This is a genomic window from Rahnella sp. 2050, assembly GCF_040544515.1.
Classification (GTDB): domain Bacteria; phylum Pseudomonadota; class Gammaproteobacteria; order Enterobacterales; family Enterobacteriaceae; genus Rahnella; species Rahnella aceris.
This window is the reverse complement of record NZ_JBEPKE010000004.1, coordinates 370,602-388,880: the sequence shown is the minus strand read 5'-3', so window position 1 is coordinate 388,880 and position 18,279 is coordinate 370,602. Positions and strand designations below refer to the sequence as shown.

Below are 18,279 nucleotides of genomic sequence, written 5' to 3'. Positions count from 1 at the left end.
GCTCAGCCCAGTTGTTTTAACAAGCTGGCCAGCCGGAGATTGCCACCCGCAACGGGCGACCATGGGTAGTGCACGACCGGCACCGAAGCCGATTGCAAATCCAGCGCAAAACTGCGCAGTCCGGCGTTGATCACCGCGACCTGCGACAACAGCGGGCAAGTTGATGCCGCAGGTGTCACGGCAGTTTGGGTACATAAGGTGTGTGCCAGCAGCGTGGCTTCCGGCAGGGTTTGCACCACTAAAATGCCCGCCTCGCGCAATAGGGCGATTTGCTGCGAACGGCACTGCGGATCCTGCTCACTGCCCGTCACCATGGCGATCACCACCAGCGGCGCATGTCGGGCGCGCTGCGTCATCAGTTGCCTGACAGCCGTTGCCACCGAACCGGCCGGATCGCGCTGCGCGCCATAACCAATGACCACATCCAGCAGCAGCACGCCGGTTTCAGATTTACCGGCCAGCCCGAGAATCAGCTGTTCCCGCGAGGTCGGGTCAATCATCGGATGCGGTTTGCCAACGGTGTAGAAATCGTCGCCCAAATCAATGATGCGGTGTCCGTTGTGGTCAAGCATGGTGCCGTGCTCATGGACATGATCGGCTTCCACGTCCAGCAGACCGGCCAGCACCATTGCGGCCTCGGCGGCCAGCGTGCCACCGGTAAACAATCCGGCGATTTTTTTACCCGTGACATCAGGCTGCGATGCGGCAACCTGAACCACCCGCGCCAGCAGGCAGGCGATGCGTGCCGCTTCATCGAGGGTCGATGCCAGCCAGACATTACCGTCACGCGCCTGGCTGACCGGCGCACCGAGAAACAGCGCCACCACTGGCTTACGAATAGCTTTCATCGCTGCCATCACTTTCAGGCGAACGGCATCTGCCGGGGGTTTGGAGACAAAGGCCAGCACCTGACTTTGCGGATCCTCCGCCAGCATCTTCAGCGACGTCAGCGCACTGATGCCGCCGACCTGCGCGGAAAGATCGCGTCCTCCGAGGCCGATAGCCTGCGAAATGCCCTGTCCGTTCAGCGCAATTTGCGACGTCAGTTCCTGAATGCCGGTACCGGATGCGCCGGTCACGCCAATCACGCCTTGCGGCAACACATTGGCAAACGCCAGCGGTGCACCGGCAATAATGGCGGTGCCGCAATCCGGCCCCATCACCAGCAGCCCTTTCTCACAGGCTTTTTGTTTAAGCGCGATTTCGTCTTCCAGCGTGACGTTATCAGAGAAAATCATCACGTTGCGGCCACTGTCGAGCGCCTGATGCGCCAGCCCGGCGGCATACTCGCCCGCAATGGAAATCAGCATCAGATTAGCGTCAGGAAGGCGTTGTTCCGCGCTGGAAAAACGGCGCGCTACCGGCAGAGATCGCCCGCCGCGTTGCCCGGCTGACATGGCTTTTAAGGCGTCTTCAAGCTGTGCGGTAATCGCAGCAATAATGCCTGCTTCGCGACTTTCGCTACGCACCGCCACGCAGATATCATTCGGCGTCGCCTGTTCAAAACAGGCATGCCAGAAACCGGTGGCTTCTAATAACGCTTTATTGGCGGGTGTCCCCATCATCACCGATACATCGTCAACGTCCGGTGATTCACTGAGCTGGCGGGAAATAATCATCAGGCTGACGGAATCCTGAAAACTTCCTTTTTTAATACAGGCGTGGATCATCTGCTTCCCTTATATTTTCAGACGGTGAGACGCAGGCTACGCAGAAATAAAACCTCGCAAGGTGAACTGGCTCACACTTGATTTATTGTCAGGTTTAATTAAATAACCACGCTGATTTACATGTGAGAAAATTAAATAATGAATAACGATTAAATAAAAAATTAATAAGAAAAAATGCGCATTAGCAAATTGATTTTCGCTATCCCTGATTAGTTATTCAGATCACATTCTCACGCGGGATATCCCGTATTTTCTTCGCTATTCAACGCCTCATTCGCTGCAAATAAGGAACGCCAGATGAAGGTCAGTCGCGAAGAATTACACCAGCTTATTGCCCGCAAACTCACCACCGCCGGTTTAACGCCGGAACATGCGGCCGTGGTGGCCGACGTGCTCTCTTATGCTGATGCCAGAGGCATCCATTCTCACGGCGCGGTGCGGGTTGAATATTATGCCGAACGTATTGCCAGAGGCGGCACCAACACCTCTCCGGCGTTGCAGTGGGAAGAAACCGGGCCATGCAGCGGCATTCTGCATGCCGATAACGGCCCCGGACACGTCGCAGCAAACCTGGCGATGGAACATGCCATCGACATGGCAAAAACCAAAGGCGTCGCCGTGGTGGGAATCCGTCAGATGGGGCATTGCGGCGCGCTGTCTTATTTCGTTCACCGCGCGGCCAAAGCCGGTCTGATCGCGGTTTCCGTTTGCCAGTCTGACCCGATGGTGGTGCCGTTTGGTTCCGCCGACATCTATTACGGCACCAACCCGATTGCCTTTGCCGCACCCGGCGAAGGGGAGCAAATCATCACCTTTGACATGGCGACCACCGTGCAGGCGTGGGGGAAAATCCTTGATGCCCGGGCGCGCAATGAAAAAATCCCTGACACCTGGGCGGTAGATGGCGCAGGCAATCCCACCACCGATCCTTATGCCGTCGAAGCGCTTCTGCCGATGTCCGGCCCGAAAGGCTACGGCCTGATGATGATGGTTGATGTGTTGTCCGGTATTTTGCTCGGCCTGCCGTTCGGGCGCTCCGTCAGCTCGATGTATGAAGACCTCACCGCCGGTCGTGACCTCGGCCAGTTGCACATTGTGATTAATCCGGCGTTCTTTACCTCTTCTCAGATATTCAGAAAAAATATCAGCCAGATGCTGGCCGAATTAGTGGCACTTCGCCCGGCGCCGGGTTTTGAAAAAGTGCTGTATCCGGGCCAGAACCTGGATATTTATGAAGAGCATACGAAAGCCAATGGAATAGAACTGATAGATGATATTTATCGTTATTTAATTTCCGATGAGCTTTATACCCACACTTATCAAACACAATCTCCTTTCGCACATTAATTATTTATTTAAAGGTGAATATGCTATGTCGCCCTTTTATCAGCACGTAGAAAGTCAGCTCGACTGGTTATCGGTATTTGGCGCAGATCCGGCTGGCGGTATTTCCCGCCTGCTTTATTCCCCCGAATGGCTGGAAACGCAAAATCAGTTAAAACAGCGGATGACGCAGAATGGGTTTGCCACCCGTTTCGACGCCGTCGGCAATTTATATGGCCGCATCGAAGGCAGTGACCGCAAAGACGAGGTCATTCTCTCCGGCTCGCATATCGATACGGTGGTCAGCGGTGGCCATCTCGACGGACAGTTCGGTGTGCTCGCCGCCTTTATCGCCATGCGCTATCTGAAAGACACCTTTGGCACGCCGCGCCGCACGCTGGAAGTGGTGTCGCTGGCCGAAGAAGAAGGCAGCCGTTTTCCCTATGTTTTCTGGGGCAGTAAAAACATCGTCGGACAGGCCGATCCTGCCGATGTGCGCAACATCACCGATGCGCAGGGCGTGAAATTTACCGATGCGATGCAGCAATGCGGTTTCACGCTGCCCGGTTCTCCGTTGCCCGCCCGCCGCGACATCAAAGCCTTTGTCGAACTGCATATCGAGCAGGGCAGCGTGCTCGAACGCAATCAGCAGCAACTTGGCGTGGTGCATGCGATTGTCGGTCAGCGCCGCTATACCGTGACCCTGACCGGCACCGCCAATCACGCGGGCACTACGCCGATGAGTTACCGCAAAGATACCCTTCAGGCATTCAGTCAGATTTGCGTGACGGCCACCGAAAGCGCCGAAGCGCACGGCGACCCGCTGGTGCTGACCTTCGGCAAAGTGGTGCCGGTGCCGGGTACCGTTAATGTCGTGCCGGGTAAAACCGTGTTCAGCATTGATTGCCGCCACACCGATCAGCAGGCGCTGCTGGCGTTTACCACAGAACTGGAAGCCACCATGCGGCGGATTTGCCAGGAACGCGGCATCGGCATCGACATTGATTTATGGATGGATGAAGCGCCGGTGCCCATGGACAAACAACTGGTGGCGCAACTCGACGCCCTGTGCCGTGAACAAAACAGCCGTTACCGCGTGATGCACAGCGGCGCCGGTCACGACGCGCAGATTTTCGCCGCCTGCGTACCGACCTGCCTGCTGTTCGTTCCCAGCATTGCGGGTATCAGCCACAACCCGGCAGAAAACACCGCTGTTGCCGATCTGGCCGCGGGCGTGGAAATGCTGGCGAAAATGCTGCATCAACTGGCTTATTAATCTGTCTTAAAGGGAGTTTACAATGGGTTATATCAACCAAAACACAGGCTATATCAATGATTTACTTTCTAACCGTTCCATCATCAAACGCGGGGATTATGCGCTGATTGAACCCGACGGTCTGGTCAAAAATACCCTGCCCGGTTTTGAGCGCTGTGAAATCACCATTCTGGCGACGCCGAAACTGGGCGCGACCTTTGTGGATTATCTGGTCAACATGCTGGAAGGGGGGAAAAACCTGGCGGGCTTCGGCGGCGACGCGCATATCGAAACCTTCGTCTACGTGATCGACGGTAACATCACTGCGAATGCCGAAGGTCAGGATTACCGGCTGGAAAGCGGCGGATATCTTTACTGCCCGCCGGGCGTGAGCATGACGCTGGTGAATGCCAACGGCGGCCAGAACAGCCGCTTATTCCTCTATAAAAAACGCTATACGCCAGTCAGTGGTTTCCAGCCGCATGTGGTGAGCAACAACGTGCATCAGCTGGAAAAAATCCACTACGAAGGCATGTCAGATGTGATTGTGCAGGATTTACTCCCTGCAGTTCTGGGGTTCGATATGAACATTCATATTCTGACGTTTGCGCCAGGTGCCTGCCACGGCTATGTGGAGACGCACGTGCAGGAGCATGGTGCGCTGATCCTCAGCGGTGAAGGCATGTATAACCTGGATAACCACTGGATCCCGGTGAAGAAAAACGACTATATCTTTATGGGTGCGTACTGCCCGCAGGCCTGTTATGCCGTGGGGCGCGATGAGCCGCTGAGCTATATCTATTCGAAAGACTGTAACCGCGACGTCGAACTTTAACGGTTCGTGAATGTAATAAGAAAACCGCCATCGCTGGCGGTTTTTGTGTTTTGAGAAACCGATAACGTCAGGAAGAGGCCTTCATGCCCAGCCGGTAAACTCGGGCAAGATTTTGCGCAGCGTAACGCAGGTTTTCCTCCCCCTGCTCCAGCACCGTTTCCAGTGGCGCGAGGCGTGGGAGAATACTGAATACCGCATCCAGCCCGTGCTGATGTACGACTTCCACTCCTTCGCCCAGAATGCCCGCCAGCCCGATCACCGGCACATGGTAGCGTTGTGCAAGTCTCGCCACACCGACCGGCGCTTTGCCGTTAATGGTCTGCTGATCCAGCCGCCCTTCGCCGGTGATCACCAGCGTAGCACCTTGCATCGCCTCTTCCAGCCCGATGGCATCCATAATAATGTCGATACCGGAACGCATGTTGCCACGCAGGAACAACCGAGCCGCCACACCCATTCCGCCCGCTGCGCCACCGCCTGGCCACTCAAGCACGTTAACCCCGAGATGGCGGAAAATAACCGCCGCCAGATGGGCCAGCGCCGCGTCCAGAACCTGAACATCTTGCACCGATGCGCCTTTTTGCGGGCCGAATACTGCCGCCGCACCGCACGGACCGGTCAGCGGATTTTCCACATCGCACGCCACTTCAATCAGGCACTGCGCTAAACGCGGATCCAACTGACTCAGATCAATAGCCGCCAGTTGCGCCAGCGCGGCGCCGCCCCACGGCAGATCAATGCCCTGCGCATCGGTAAAACGACCGCCGAGCGCCTGTACCATGCCAATGCCGCCATCAACGGTCGCGCTGCCACCAATGCCTAAAATGATGTGGCGGATACCGCCGTCCAGTGCATGACGGATTAACTCACCGGTGCCGAAACTGGTGGCCGTGAGCGGATCACGCTGTCCGGCGGGCACCAGCATCAGACCGCTGGCGGCGGCCATTTCAATCACCGCACAATCACCTTTGCCGTTCACGCCGTAAAAACCACGCACGCGATGTCCCTGCGGGTCTGTCACCTCAATATCAATGCGATGCCCGCCGGTCGCGGCAATCAGCGCATCCACCGTGCCTTCGCCGCCGTCAGCAACCGGCAGACGGACAGCCTCGAGTTCCGGGAACACAGCGCGAAACCCGTCTTCAATCGCCATCGCCGCACATTCCGCACTTAAACTTTCCTTGAATGAATCGGGCGCAATAATAATTTTCATCTTCAATCCTTCGGTAATGGGGACTCAGTGAACCCGGTCCCAGGGCAATAAATTTTCCAGCACAATCGCCAGCATCACGCCGGTCAGCAAACCATTACTCAGCAGCGGACGCAGCCACAGCGGCACCTGCTGCACATATCCGGCAGGCAGCCCCATCAGGAAAATCCCGGCAAACAGCGGGATCGCCAGACGGTAAACATTGCGGCTGCTGAGCCTGATGTGGGGCAGAAATGACAGCGACGAACTGAGCAGAGGCAGATAAGACACCAGCAACACGGCGCTGCTGATGCTCAACGGGATGCGGGCGAAAAACGCCGTCAGCGGCGTAAACAGACCAATGGCAACCACCACCAGCGCGCCGAGAATAAACGGTGCTTTGCGGTTGTCATTGGTTTGCGTCAGCAGGCCAATCGATGAGACAAACGGCGAAAAAGGCACGATGCCCAGAACAGCCGATCCCAGGGTAAACAGACCGGAAACCACAAAACTGCGGCGATATTGCGGGGTCTGCTGCGGGTAAAAAATCTGGGTGCCGCGCAGCGCGCCAAAAGTATTCGAAATATTCAGCAGCCCGGTCATCGTGGCGGTCAGGATAATACCACCGCGTAATTCCTGCGGCGCGCCCAGCGGAAACCACTGCCAGTCTGTGCCGGTGCCCGGGCTGACGGCCTGCGGGAAAATGATCCGATATGCCGCCCAACCGAGCAACGTACCAGCCAGCAGGCCATATTTATTCCACGGTGACGGCAGCCAGACCACAATACCGACCACCAGCGCCGCCACGGTGAGCGCCAGCAGGAACGCCGGAAAATCAATAGCCACCGGCCCCTGCGGCACGCCAAAAGGGAGCCCCAGCATGCCTTTAATAAACAGCGACAGCAGTTGGGCACCGAGTAAAAACATAAACACCATCATCACCGCCGGACGAAACAACACGGCGATACGATGACCAAGCCCGCTCAGGCCAATCAGCACGGTGATCACACCGGAAAGTGCGATACCCACAGCCAGACTGCCGCCGATCACCGGCAGCGGCGTCCCTTGCGCGGCTTCTGCCAGCGTCACGGTGAGGATCACGCCCCACCACAATCCGGTCGGCCCTTCCATAATGGCGCGGCCGTGGCCGAGCGCCGCCTGCGCCACGCACGCCAGCCCGGTGGCGATAAAAGAGTATTGCATCAGGCACAGCGTGGCCGCATCGGAAAGCTGAAACGCAGACTGTAACGTCGGCGGGATAACCACCGTGTTGCAGAAAATGAAGAAGAACCACTGGATACCCGGCAGGATTTGCGCTCTGGGAAATAACATCATGACAATCTGGCTGACCTCAAAAAGAAAAAGCCCGCCGTTTACACAGCGGGCAGATGCAGAGATTACTGCTGGTGTTTCAGTACGAATTTACCGATGCACTTATCCTGGAAACCATCTTTGATGTCATAGATGGTTTCGCCGCGCAGAATAGTTTTCACGACCTGCGCATTGATGGTGCGGCCAACATACGGACTGACTTTATGGCGATATTCCAGATCTGACGCTTTCAGCACATAGCTGCTGTTCGGTTTGATGAACACGAAATCGGCATCTTTGCCGATGGAGATACGGCCTTTATGCTTCAGCCCGAAGATATCCGCCGCGTTGGAAGACATCAGCTTTGAGAACATCGGCAACGACATACCGCGTTTCTGCACGGCTTCGTCAAACATCACATCGACGCAGTTTTGCAGTCCGGCGATACCGCCCCACGCCTGCATGACGTTGCCGGCTTTCATATCCGGCGGGCACGGCGAATGGTCGGAGACCAGACAGTCAAAGTCACCTTTCAGCAGGTGTTCCCACATGCCGTCCTGATTTTTCTTGTCGCGGATAGGTGGCGAACATTTTGCCAGCGTGCCGATCTCTTCAAACTGTGCGGTATCCAGTACGAAGTAATGCGGGCAAGATTCACAGGTCACACGCTGGCCTTCGTGACGTGCGCGCAGCACTTCCGCCAGACCTTCCGGGCTGGAGATATGGCAGACGTGCAAACGGCAGTCCGCTACTTTCGCCAGATACAACACGCGGCGAATGGCTTCCACTTCAGTGAAGACCGGGCGTGAGGCAACATAATCATGTGCCGTCACCCGTCCGGCGTCTTTGGCTTCGCGGCCCAGTTCGTCGCAGATCAGCGCGTTTTCCGCATGAACCGCCACTAACTGATCGCGTTTTGCCAGAATTTGCAGGCCTTTGAAATATTCCCAGTCATTCACGTCACGGAAATCGTTACTGACGCTGCGGTCGCCGCAGGTAGCGACGAAACATTTGTAGGCCACCACGCCTTCTTCATCCAGCTCATGCAAACGGTCAAGGTTGTAAGACACCAGCCCGCCAAACTGCGCGGCATCGATGGTCAGCTTGCCTTCGGCAGCATCGAATTTCATGTGCAGGGACGCGCGATCCACCGTGGCCGGTAACTGGTTAAGCGGCATTTCGATCATGGTGGTGATCCCGCCTTTGGCCGCCGCACGGGTACCGGTGGCGTAGCCTTCCCAGTGACTGCGGCCCGGTTCGGAGATGTGCGTATGGGCATCCACCATTCCCGGCGCAACGATCAACCCTTCCGCGCTGAGTATTTTTTCTGCGCCAGTCAGGTCATCGCCGATGGCGACAATTTTGCCATTCTTCACCGCGATATCCGTAATCACGGCTTCACTTTCCAGAACAACAGTGCCTTTTTTAATGATCAGATCATATGACATGGTTATATTTCCTTATGAAAGTACAGAGATAAGATTTTATTATTGGATTTATTATTCGTTTATTTCATGCCGGTTTACCGGCTCACACATTTTGCGGCTGAAGTGACGGTTCCCTTTTCATAAAAACGGAATACAAAACGAAAGCCACAATGACACCCACAAACCAGGAAACCCGCGATAAAGGTTCCAGCACAGGAATAAACTTTCCGCCCAGTGAAAGGACGACGGCAATTAATGTCACGGCGAATGCCACGGTATTAAATCCGCGATCGTAATAGTGATAATTTCCCGGTGCGGTATACAGCGTATCCAGATCCAGCTCACTGCGTACCACAATAAAATAGTGCGCCATCATCACGCCAATGACCGGCCCTAACATCCCGCCGATAATATCGAGGAACAGGTAAATACTTTCCTGATTCTCCATCAGTTTCCACGGGCAAATCACCACGCTTATCAGGCTGGCAATCAGCACACCTTTTTTATAGGTCAGCTTTTTCGGTGCGATAGCGGCAATCTGGAAACCGGCCGGGATAATGTTACCGGTGGCGTTGGTCGAAATGGTGGTCATCAGGATCACTAACACAGCAAACACCGAGGCGAACAGGCTGTCCCATTTCTGTACGATATCCAGCACGTTCCAGGTATCAACACCGTAGTGAATGCTTGCCCCAGCCAGAATACAGACGCTGGCAACGGCAAACAGCACGTACGCCACGATAAGACCCAGAGTTTGTCCCCACGCCTGCTGTTTAAAACTGCTGGCATTCTGGGTAAAGTCCGAAGCACTCACCGCCGGTGCCGCCCACACCGCGACCACGGCATTGATCACCACCAGAAACAGGAACAGCGGATTACCCGATTGCTCGGCATTGGCGGGCACATAGTTAAGGATATTTTCCAGCCCGGCCAGCGAGATAGCCCAGACCGCCATGCCGCCGAAAACAACATAAATGCACGGATTAAGGATGGCGGTGAATTTATTCAGCACCCCGCCGCCGCCAAAACCGATCATCACGTTGATTGCCCAGAAAATCATAAAGGCGATCAGCCCCGGCATGGAAATACCCAGCAGATTGAAATCACCGCCGAGGGTCAGGAACTCCGGCCAGATTTTGCCAATCAGGATCAGGAAGGCCAGTGAACCGGCATAGCATTGCAAACCGAACCACATAATCGCCGCGATACAGCCTCTGAGAATGCCGGGAAATAATGCGCCGCGGATACCGTAAGAACCGCGCAGGATCATCGCAAAAGGTACGCCGTATTTCGAACCTGCCGCCCCGTTTAATACCATCACCGCCGCAATAAACAGCGCGCTGATAATAATCGCCATCATCACGCTAAACGTAGACAACCCGAGAATAAGAAATCCGCCGACCGCAATATAATTCGGCACGTTGTGTACCGAACCCATCCACAGCGTAAAATAATTAAATCCTTTCCAGTTTCTTTTTTCTTTTAATTTTGGCAGAAGATCGTTGCTGTATCCTCTTTCACGATAACGTTCTTGCTGAGTGCATTCTGATTCATTCATCCTTAATTCCTCATAATACGTTAGGGACGTGCTTGTGGATTAAAAAAGGCTGACATTGATGCCAGCCTTACTTAATTAACCGATTTTGTGATTCGACATCATTTCCAGCGACTGAATTAATGACGAATGATCTAACTGCGATCCGCCGTTTGCTGCACAGACATTGAATAACTCCTGACAGGTCGCCGTATTAGGCAGGCTGATTGATAAGGCTTTGGCACTTTGCAGCGCCAGGTTGAGATCTTTCTGGTGCAGCGCGACTTTAAAGCCCGGCGCAAAAGTGCGCTTGATCATGCGCTCACCGTGCACTTCCAGAATGCGCGATGAGGCGAATCCGCCCATCAAAGCCTGACGAACACGGGCAGGATCGGCACCGGCGCGGGAAGCAAACAGCAGCGCTTCCGAGACAGCTTCAATATTCAGCGCCACAATGATCTGGTTCGCCACTTTGCAGGTTTGCCCGGCTCCGCAATCGCCCACCAGCGTGATGTTCTTACCCATCAGCTCAAACAGCGGTTTGATATCGTTGAAGACTGATTCCTTACCGCCCACCATGATGGTCAGCGTGCCCTGCTGCGCGCCAATTTCACCGCCGGAAACCGGCGCATCCAGATATTCCCCCCCCAGTTGCTGCACACGCTGCGCAAACGTTTTGGTTTCAATCGGTGAGATGGAACTCATATCGACAATGGTTTTGCCTTTCAGCGGCACGCTGGCGCAGCCATTGTCACCAAACAGCACCGTTGCCACGTCTGGCGTATCCGGCACCATGATAATAATGACGTCGGCGTGAACGGTGACTTCTGCCGGTGTCGCACAGGCTTTGGCACCGGCATCGGTCAGTGAAGCAGGCACGTTGCCGAGTGTGGAGAAATGCAGACTGTGCCCGGCATCCACCAGATGTTGCGCCATCGGTGCGCCCATAATTCCTAAGCCGATAAATCCAATTTTCATGCTAATTCCCTTTCAATGTGACTGAAATTTGGCGTACAGAAATCCCTCACCGCGAGGGTGAATAATGTCTGTTTCTCGCGTTTTATAACGATTAGCGGTAGGCGTTAAGCCAGCCTAATCCTTCTTCCGTGCGCGCCCGTGGCTTATATTCACAACCGACCCAGCCGTCGTAATCCGAGTTTTTAATCAGGTCGAAAATAAAGTCGTAATTAATTTCACCGGTACCCGGTTCATTACGGTTCGGGTTATCCGCCACCTGCAAATGACCGATTTTGTCCGCATGGCGGATCAGGGTATTCGCCAGTTCCCCTTCCATCCGCTGCATATGGTAAATGTCGTACTGGATAAACAGGTTGTCACAGCCGACGCGTTCAATAAGATCCAGCGCCTGTTGCGTACCGGTCAGATAAAATCCCGGCATATCAAAGTGATTGATCGGCTCAATCAGCAGCATCAGCCCCTCTTTCGCCAGCGCCTGTGCGGCATAGCGCAGATTTTCCACCACCAAAGGCGTCACGCTGACGGCATCAGAACCCGCCGGAGTTTTGCCAATCAGACAGTTAATTTTGCGGTTGCCGAGTGCTTTGGCGTAAGCGATGGCCTGTGCTACGCCTTCGCGAAACTCTGCTTCACGCCCCGGCAGGCAGGCAATACCGCGCTCGCCCGCCGCCCAGTCGCCCGCGGGCAGATTGTGCAGCGTATGTTGCAGCTTATTTTGCGTCAGCAACGCCTTCAGGGTGTCAGCCGGATAGTCGTAAGGGAACATAAACTCCACCGCCGTAAAACCGCTGTCAGCCGCCGCTTTAAAGCGCTGAAGGAAATCTACCTCCAGAAACAGCATGGATAAATTCGCAGAGAACTTGAGCATTTTCAGCCTCCTGGCTTATTCATATTTCATGAAGCTGACGTGCGTCGGTGCGTCATCCGCATTATCGGCAACCGGCTCAAACTCATTCACGCTGTCAATTTCGCCGCCCATGGAAATATTGGTGACGCGTTCCAGCATGATTTCCACCACCACCGGCACCTGATGTTTTTTCATCAGACGTTTAGCTTCTGTAAACGCCGGGGCGATATCTTCCGGCTTGAAGACGCGTATCGCTTTACATCCCAACCCCTCCACCACTTTCACGTGATCGACGCCGTAACCTTTCACGTCTTCAGAGTTGATATTTTCGAACGCCAGTTGGACGCAGTAATCCATATCAAAGGCGCGCTGCGACTGGCGGATCAGGCCGAGATAAGCGTTGTTCACCAGGACGTGGATGTAAGAAATGTTGAACTGCGCACCGACCGCCAGCTCTTCGATCATGAACTGGAAATCGTAATCGCCTGAAATCCCGACCACCTGACGTTCCGGTGCCGCGATGCAAACGCCGAGTGCCGCAGGAATGGTCCAGCCCAGCGGGCCCGCCTGACCGCAGTTGATCCAGTGGCGCGGTTCAAATACGTGCAGCATCTGCGCCGCCGCGATCTGCGACAGTCCGATGGTGGTCACGTAATTCACGTTGCGGCCAAAGGCTTTGCTCATTTCTTCATAGACGCGCTGCGGTTTGACCGGCACATCGTTGAAGTGGGTTTTGCGCAGCATGGTGCGTTTGCGTTCTTCACATTCCTGGATCCAGCTTTCGCGACATGGCAGTTTGCCGGCTTTTCTCTGCTCTTCTGCTACTTCGATCAGCAGTTTCAGGGCTTCACCGGCGTCAGACACAATGCCTAAATCAGGACAAAGTACGCGGCCGATTTGTGTCGGTTCGATATCAACGTGGATGATTTTGCGGCCTGCGGTGTATTTCTCTACCGAGCCGGTATGACGGTTGGCAAAACGGTTACCGATGCCAAATACCAGATCCGACGCCAGCAGTGAGGCGTTACCGTAGCGGTGCGCGGTCTGCAATCCGACCATGCCAGCCATCAGGCGGTGATCGTCCGGGATCACGCCCCAGCCCATCAGCGTCGGGATCACCGGCACTTGGGTTATTTCAGCAAAGCGCTGCAACAGCGCGGCGGCATCAGCGTTAATCACACCGCCACCGGCCACAATCAGCGGACGCTCACAGGCGTTGAGCATTTCCATCGCTTTGACGGCCTGAGCGACGGTGGCGGCAGGCTTGTAAGCGGGCAGCGATTCATAAGTTTCCGGATCGAATTCGATTTCGGCGGTCTGCACGTCATACGGCAGATCGACCAGTACCGGACCGGGGCGACCGGAACGCATCAGATGGAACGCCTGTTGCAGGACACGCGGCACCAGCGCAGGTTCCAGCACGGTCACCGCCATTTTGCTCACCGGACCGGCAATCGCCTGAATATCCACCGCCTGAAAATCCTCTTTATGCAGACGGGCGCGCGGTGCCTGACCGGTAATGCACAGGATCGGAATGGAATCCGCCGAGGCGGAATACAGCGCGGTGATCATGTCGGTACCCGCCGGGCCAGACGTCCCCAGGCACACGCCGATGTTCCCGGCTTTCGCCCGGGTATAGCCTTCGGCCATATGCGATGCACCTTCCACATGACGGGCTAACACATGACGGATTTTTCCATGCAGGCGCATGGCGTTATAAAACGGGTTAATCGCTGCGCCCGGTACACCAAACGCGGTGGTGATCCCTTCTTTTTCCAACACATACATTGCTGCCTGTGCAGCTGTCATACGAGCCATAGCTAAATCCTCAGGTAATTCCGCTTTGCATAAAATAACGGAAAAAGTTTCCAACTTTAATTTAACTGAAAAAAATCCCGCTCACGACAGAGCGGGGATCGCAGGACGAACCGGTTAGTGGCGCTGGCCCAGGGCCAGACTGATGTCACGCGCGGTATCCCGCACCAGTTCGCCTAAATCGGTAAAACGCTCCGTCGTTAAGCGGGAGCTGGGGCCGGAGATCGAAATCGCCGCCACCGCATTGTTATTGCTGTCAAAAATCGCCGAGGCCAGACAGTTCAGCCCTGTCACATGCTCTTCGCTGTCCTGTGCAAACCCCTGCTGACGCGCGTGTTGCAGATCCTTTTTCAACGCATTCAGATTATCCAGCGTGTGCGTCGTAAAGTTCTTCAACCCCGCCTGCATCATCAGGCTCATCAGCGCCTCGTCATCCAGCGAATACAGCAACGCTTTCCCGGCACCGGAGGCATGCAGTGGCAGACGGCTGCCAAGCGGCGCGCACATCCGCACCATCGACTGGCATTCCCGCTGGCCGATCAGTACCGCTTCGAAACCGTTGCGGATCGCCAGATTGGCCGTTTCGCCCGACAACAACATCAGGCGCTGCATATAAGGCGCGGCGACTGACAATACATCCCGGTTATGGATATAAGACGATCCGACCGTAAACGCCTGTAAGCCGATGTGCCACCAGCTCAGTTGCGCATCCTGATAAACAAAATCGGCCTCTTCCAGCACTTTCAGCAGTCGAAAGGTGGTGGAAAGGGGCAGCGACAAATTCTCTGCAATGTTGCTGACAGAAGAACTGCCGCCGGACTGCGCCAGATAATTCAACACCGCAATGCCGCGTTCTAAGGCCTGAGCGCCCTTTTGCGAACCAGAACCAGGCTGGCTAGGACGCCCCCGTTTTTTTACTTCGGCCATCTCACATTTCTCCAGCATCAGGCGCTGAGCGCCCGCGTTTCGCTTGTTTTCAGATGCTTGTATCTTATGCAAGATGCTTTATAGCGTCACGACTTTAATCCCGCCGCAACGGGTAAAATAAGCTGATAGCCCTGAGGTAACTGACTGATATCACAGTTGTCTGCGCCGCCACGATCGACGGTGAGAAAATTCGTCACCGTCTCAAACGCAAACAGCGGATGGTGCCAGACATTCCGGTGATAATTCACGCCCTGCAGGCCGTTGGTGATAAAGGCTTTCAGCGTGGAGATGTCCGGCGTCTCGCCCCCTGCCGCAACAATCACGATAAAGCGCTCGCCCTGCATCGGCACAAACGCCTGTGAACCGAGCGGGTGTTTTTCGAGTTGCGTCACCACAATGGGCAACGGTGCTGGCTGGGCGCGGTTGATGCTCACCAGCGGGCGATCCTGCCCGAGGATTTCCACGTTGGTCAGATCGTGGTACCGCTCAACCTTGCCGTCGTTGATATGAAAAAAATCGCGACCTGTCGTCTCAATCACATCGCCGTAAACCGCGAAGGCCGCCTGGGTCAGCGGGTAAACCGGAAGTTCCATGGCATTCATCCCTGCATTTAAAATAAAACCGGTGAGATAAGCCCGCCAGATTGGCGGATTTATCCTCAATGCAATTACTGTAGAAACTTTTTCCAACTTGCTCAATCGAAATATGGAAAAAGATTCCATAAAATTGATGAAGTCCACAATTCTCATCAGGTTAAATCTATAAAATCTTTTTCATTCAATGCATTAACATTACTTCAGGTGACCTATGCTGGATGAGGAGTCGATTAAAACCTTTATGCACGTCGCGCAAACAGGCAGCTTTTCCCGCGCGGCAGAGATGCTGCATAAAACGCCCGCGACCATCAGCTATCGAATTAAGATGCTGGAAGACAGTGCCGGGACGTTATTGCTCAACCGCACGACCCGTACGGTGTCGCTGACGCCCGCCGGACAGCATCTGCTTGAACGATGTCGCCAGTGGCTAACCTGGCTGGAGGGTGTACCGGCAGAACTGCAGCAGATTAACGACGGCATTGAGCGCCAGCTGAATGTGGTGGTGAACAATCTGATGTACTGCCCTGAAACTCTGGCGGCGTTATTAAGCTGTCTGACGCAGCGCTACCCGTTCACGCAGTTCACTTTCACACGACAGATTTACATGGGGGTATGGGATACGCTGCTGTACGAAGATTTTCAGCTGGCGATTGGCGTCACCGGCACCGAATCTCTTTCTAACGCCGTGAATCTGCTGCCGCTGGGTGAAGTGGACTGGATTTTTGTTCATGCGCCCTTTCATCCGCTGCAGCACATCACTGGCATGCTGGAAGAAGCGGTGTTGCGTCAGTACATTGCCATCAATGTGGAAGACACCTCGCGCCATCTGAACAAGCGGGTAGCCTGGTTGCTGACCGGGCAACGGCAGATCATCGTGGCAGATGTGGCGACTAAACTGGCCTGTCACCTGAAGGGAATGGGTATCGGTTTTCTGCCGCGCCATCTGTGCCAGCCATATCTCGACAGCGGCGAGCTGATCGCCCGGCAAATCCGCTATCCGCGCGCCCCTTCCCCGCTCAGTCTGGCGTGGAAAAAGGAGTACACAGGCAAGGCGCTGCATGACATTGTTTCTCTGTTCCACCAGAAAGACCCGCTGATCCAACCGTTGCTGGCGGGTTTAGAATAGTGATGCCCTCTTTGGCTTCGCGAATAAATATGGTAACAATAGGCTTAATTATGCGCAGCCTTGACGCCAGATCTTCGACCACAGAAAAGACCGCGTCTCGCCTGCCTGCATCACCTTTATGGAGAACAGCGCATTATGTCAGCCAAACATCCTGTTATTGCCGTGACCGGTTCGAGCGGTGCAGGCACCACGACCACCAGCGTGGCATTTCGTAAAATATTTCAGCAGCTTGGTTTGCGTGCGGCGGAACTGGAAGGCGACAGTTTTCATCATTTCACCCGTCCTGAAATGGATGCGGCAATACGCAAGGCGCGCGATCTGGGACGTCATATCAGCTACTTCGGGCCGGAAGCCAATGACTTTGGTTTGCTGGAAAAAAGCTTTATCGAATACGGTAAAACCGGCACTGGCCGTTCACGTAAGTATCTGCATACTTATGACGAAGCCGTTCCCTACAATCAGGTGCCGGGTACCTTTACGCCGTGGCAGGCGTTGCCGGAACCGACGGATATTTTGTTTTACGAAGGGTTACACGGTGGTGTGGTGGCGGACAAAATTGACGTTGCCGCGCAGGTCGACCTGCTGGTCGGCGTAGTGCCTATCGTCAACCTCGAATGGATCCAGAAACTGGTGCGCGATACCGGCGAGCGCGGGCATTCCCGTGAAGCGGTGATGGATTCCGTCGTGCGTTCGATGGATGACTATATCAATTACATTACGCCGCAGTTTTCCCGCACACACATCAATTTCCAGCGGGTACCCACCATCGACACCTCGAACCCGTTTGCCGCCAAAGCCATTCCGTCACTGGATGAAAGCTTTGTGGTGATTCATTTTCAGGGACTGGATGACATCGATTTCCCGTATCTGCTGGCCATGCTGCAAGGGTCGTTTATCTCGCACATCAAAACACTGGTGGTGCCGGGCGGCAAAATGGGGCTGGCGATGGAGCTGATCATGGCGCCGCTGGTGCAGCGCCTGATGGAAGGCAAGAAGATCGAGTAAACTTTATTCGGCTGCAATCACTTCAAAGCTGTGGGTGATTGTGGCCGCTTTACCCAGCATCAGAGACACAGAACAGTATTTTTCGGCAGACAGGCTGACCGCACGTTCAACAATCTTATCGGTCAGATCCTTACCGGTGACGATAAAATGCAGATTGATGTGAGTGAACAGACGCGGCGCTTCTTCGCGGCGTTGTGAGGTCAGCTTCACTTCACAATCACGCACGTCATTACGACCTTTTTGCAAAATTGACACCACGTCGATTGCACTACACCCCCCTGCGGACATCAGTAACATTTCCATCGGGCTTGGGGCTTTATCACCCGCGTTTCCATCCATTGAAATCTGATGACCCGATGCAGACTCACCTAAAAATGTCAGTCCTTCAACCCATTTGACACGTGCATGCATGAACTATTCTCCCGGTGAATAAACTTGTCG

At 54.8% G+C, this 18,279-nt stretch carries 16 protein-coding genes; 5 read left to right on the top strand and 11 right to left on the bottom strand.

What is annotated here, in order from left to right:
* Positions 1-2: 2 nt before the first annotated feature.
* Positions 3-1,670: an acyl-CoA synthetase FdrA gene (gene fdrA, locus ABIC79_RS17800; RefSeq protein WP_119261132.1), complete on the bottom strand. Its 1,668-nt coding sequence runs from the start codon at positions 1,668-1,670 to the stop codon at positions 3-5.
* Between the two features lie 297 nt (positions 1,671-1,967).
* Between fdrA and allD the strand changes: the two genes are divergently transcribed.
* From allD to allE, 3 genes are read left to right on the top strand one after another with little or no spacing between them, the layout of a single operon-like run.
* Entirely contained in the window at positions 1,968-3,017 is a 1,050-nt protein-coding gene (gene allD, locus ABIC79_RS17795) for an ureidoglycolate dehydrogenase (RefSeq protein ID WP_013573649.1), read from the top strand.
* Positions 3,018-3,042: 25 nt separating this feature from the next.
* The gene (gene allC / locus ABIC79_RS17790; protein ID WP_112197874.1) at positions 3,043-4,269 is read left to right on the top strand and encodes an allantoate deiminase; all 1,227 of its coding nucleotides are present in this window, start codon (positions 3,043-3,045) and stop codon (positions 4,267-4,269) included.
* A 22-nt stretch (positions 4,270-4,291) separates the two neighbouring features.
* A complete protein-coding gene (gene allE / locus ABIC79_RS17785) occupies positions 4,292-5,083 on the top strand; it encodes a (S)-ureidoglycine aminohydrolase (protein WP_354567990.1) in 792 nt (263 codons plus the stop codon).
* Between the two features lie 67 nt (positions 5,084-5,150).
* Here the strand turns inward: allE and ABIC79_RS17780 are convergent, their stop codons facing one another.
* From ABIC79_RS17780 to ABIC79_RS17740, 9 genes are all read right to left on the bottom strand, one after another.
* A complete protein-coding gene (locus ABIC79_RS17780) occupies positions 5,151-6,296 on the bottom strand; it encodes a glycerate kinase (RefSeq protein WP_354567988.1) in 1,146 nt (381 codons plus the stop codon).
* Between the two features lie 24 nt (positions 6,297-6,320).
* The gene (locus ABIC79_RS17775) at positions 6,321-7,607 is read right to left on the bottom strand and encodes a uracil/xanthine transporter (RefSeq protein WP_014411523.1); all 1,287 of its coding nucleotides are present in this window, start codon (positions 7,605-7,607) and stop codon (positions 6,321-6,323) included.
* A 62-nt stretch (positions 7,608-7,669) separates the two neighbouring features.
* The gene (gene allB / locus ABIC79_RS17770; RefSeq protein WP_014411522.1) at positions 7,670-9,031 is read right to left on the bottom strand and encodes an allantoinase AllB; all 1,362 of its coding nucleotides are present in this window, start codon (positions 9,029-9,031) and stop codon (positions 7,670-7,672) included.
* Positions 9,032-9,113: 82 nt separating this feature from the next.
* A complete protein-coding gene (locus ABIC79_RS17765; protein ID WP_014411521.1) occupies positions 9,114-10,568 on the bottom strand; it encodes an allantoin transporter in 1,455 nt (484 codons plus the stop codon).
* Positions 10,569-10,643: 75 nt separating this feature from the next.
* Complete coding sequence (gene glxR / locus ABIC79_RS17760) at positions 10,644-11,522, bottom strand: 2-hydroxy-3-oxopropionate reductase (protein ID WP_013573642.1); 879 nt, start codon at positions 11,520-11,522, stop codon at positions 10,644-10,646.
* A 91-nt stretch (positions 11,523-11,613) separates the two neighbouring features.
* Positions 11,614-12,390 carry a hydroxypyruvate isomerase gene (gene hyi, locus ABIC79_RS17755; protein WP_217192463.1) on the bottom strand — a complete coding sequence of 259 codons (777 nt, stop codon included), beginning with the start codon at positions 12,388-12,390 and terminating at the stop codon, positions 11,614-11,616.
* A 15-nt stretch (positions 12,391-12,405) separates the two neighbouring features.
* Positions 12,406-14,187 carry a glyoxylate carboligase gene (gene gcl, locus ABIC79_RS17750; protein WP_354567985.1) on the bottom strand — a complete coding sequence of 594 codons (1,782 nt, stop codon included), beginning with the start codon at positions 14,185-14,187 and terminating at the stop codon, positions 12,406-12,408.
* Between the two features lie 114 nt (positions 14,188-14,301).
* Complete coding sequence (gene allR, locus ABIC79_RS17745; RefSeq protein ID WP_013573639.1) at positions 14,302-15,111, bottom strand: HTH-type transcriptional repressor AllR; 810 nt, start codon at positions 15,109-15,111, stop codon at positions 14,302-14,304.
* 86 nt (positions 15,112-15,197) lie between these two features.
* Positions 15,198-15,704 (bottom strand): ureidoglycolate lyase, encoded by a 507-nt coding sequence (locus ABIC79_RS17740; protein WP_013573638.1) that lies wholly within the window; start codon positions 15,702-15,704, stop codon positions 15,198-15,200.
* A gap of 214 nt (positions 15,705-15,918) precedes the next feature.
* Here ABIC79_RS17740 and allS point away from each other — a divergent pair, with 214 nt between their 5' ends.
* Positions 15,919-16,833, top strand: coding sequence for an HTH-type transcriptional activator AllS (gene allS, locus ABIC79_RS17735; RefSeq protein WP_112151925.1), 915 nt, complete (start codon positions 15,919-15,921; stop codon positions 16,831-16,833).
* A gap of 135 nt (positions 16,834-16,968) precedes the next feature.
* Entirely contained in the window at positions 16,969-17,838 is an 870-nt protein-coding gene (locus ABIC79_RS17730; RefSeq protein WP_013573636.1) for a phosphoribulokinase, read from the top strand.
* 3 nt (positions 17,839-17,841) lie between these two features.
* On the opposite strand, the gene ABIC79_RS17725 is transcribed toward ABIC79_RS17730, so the two are convergent.
* Positions 17,842-18,249, bottom strand: coding sequence for an OsmC family protein (locus tag ABIC79_RS17725; RefSeq protein ID WP_013573635.1), 408 nt, complete (start codon positions 18,247-18,249; stop codon positions 17,842-17,844).
* Positions 18,250-18,279: the final 30 nt, after the last annotated feature.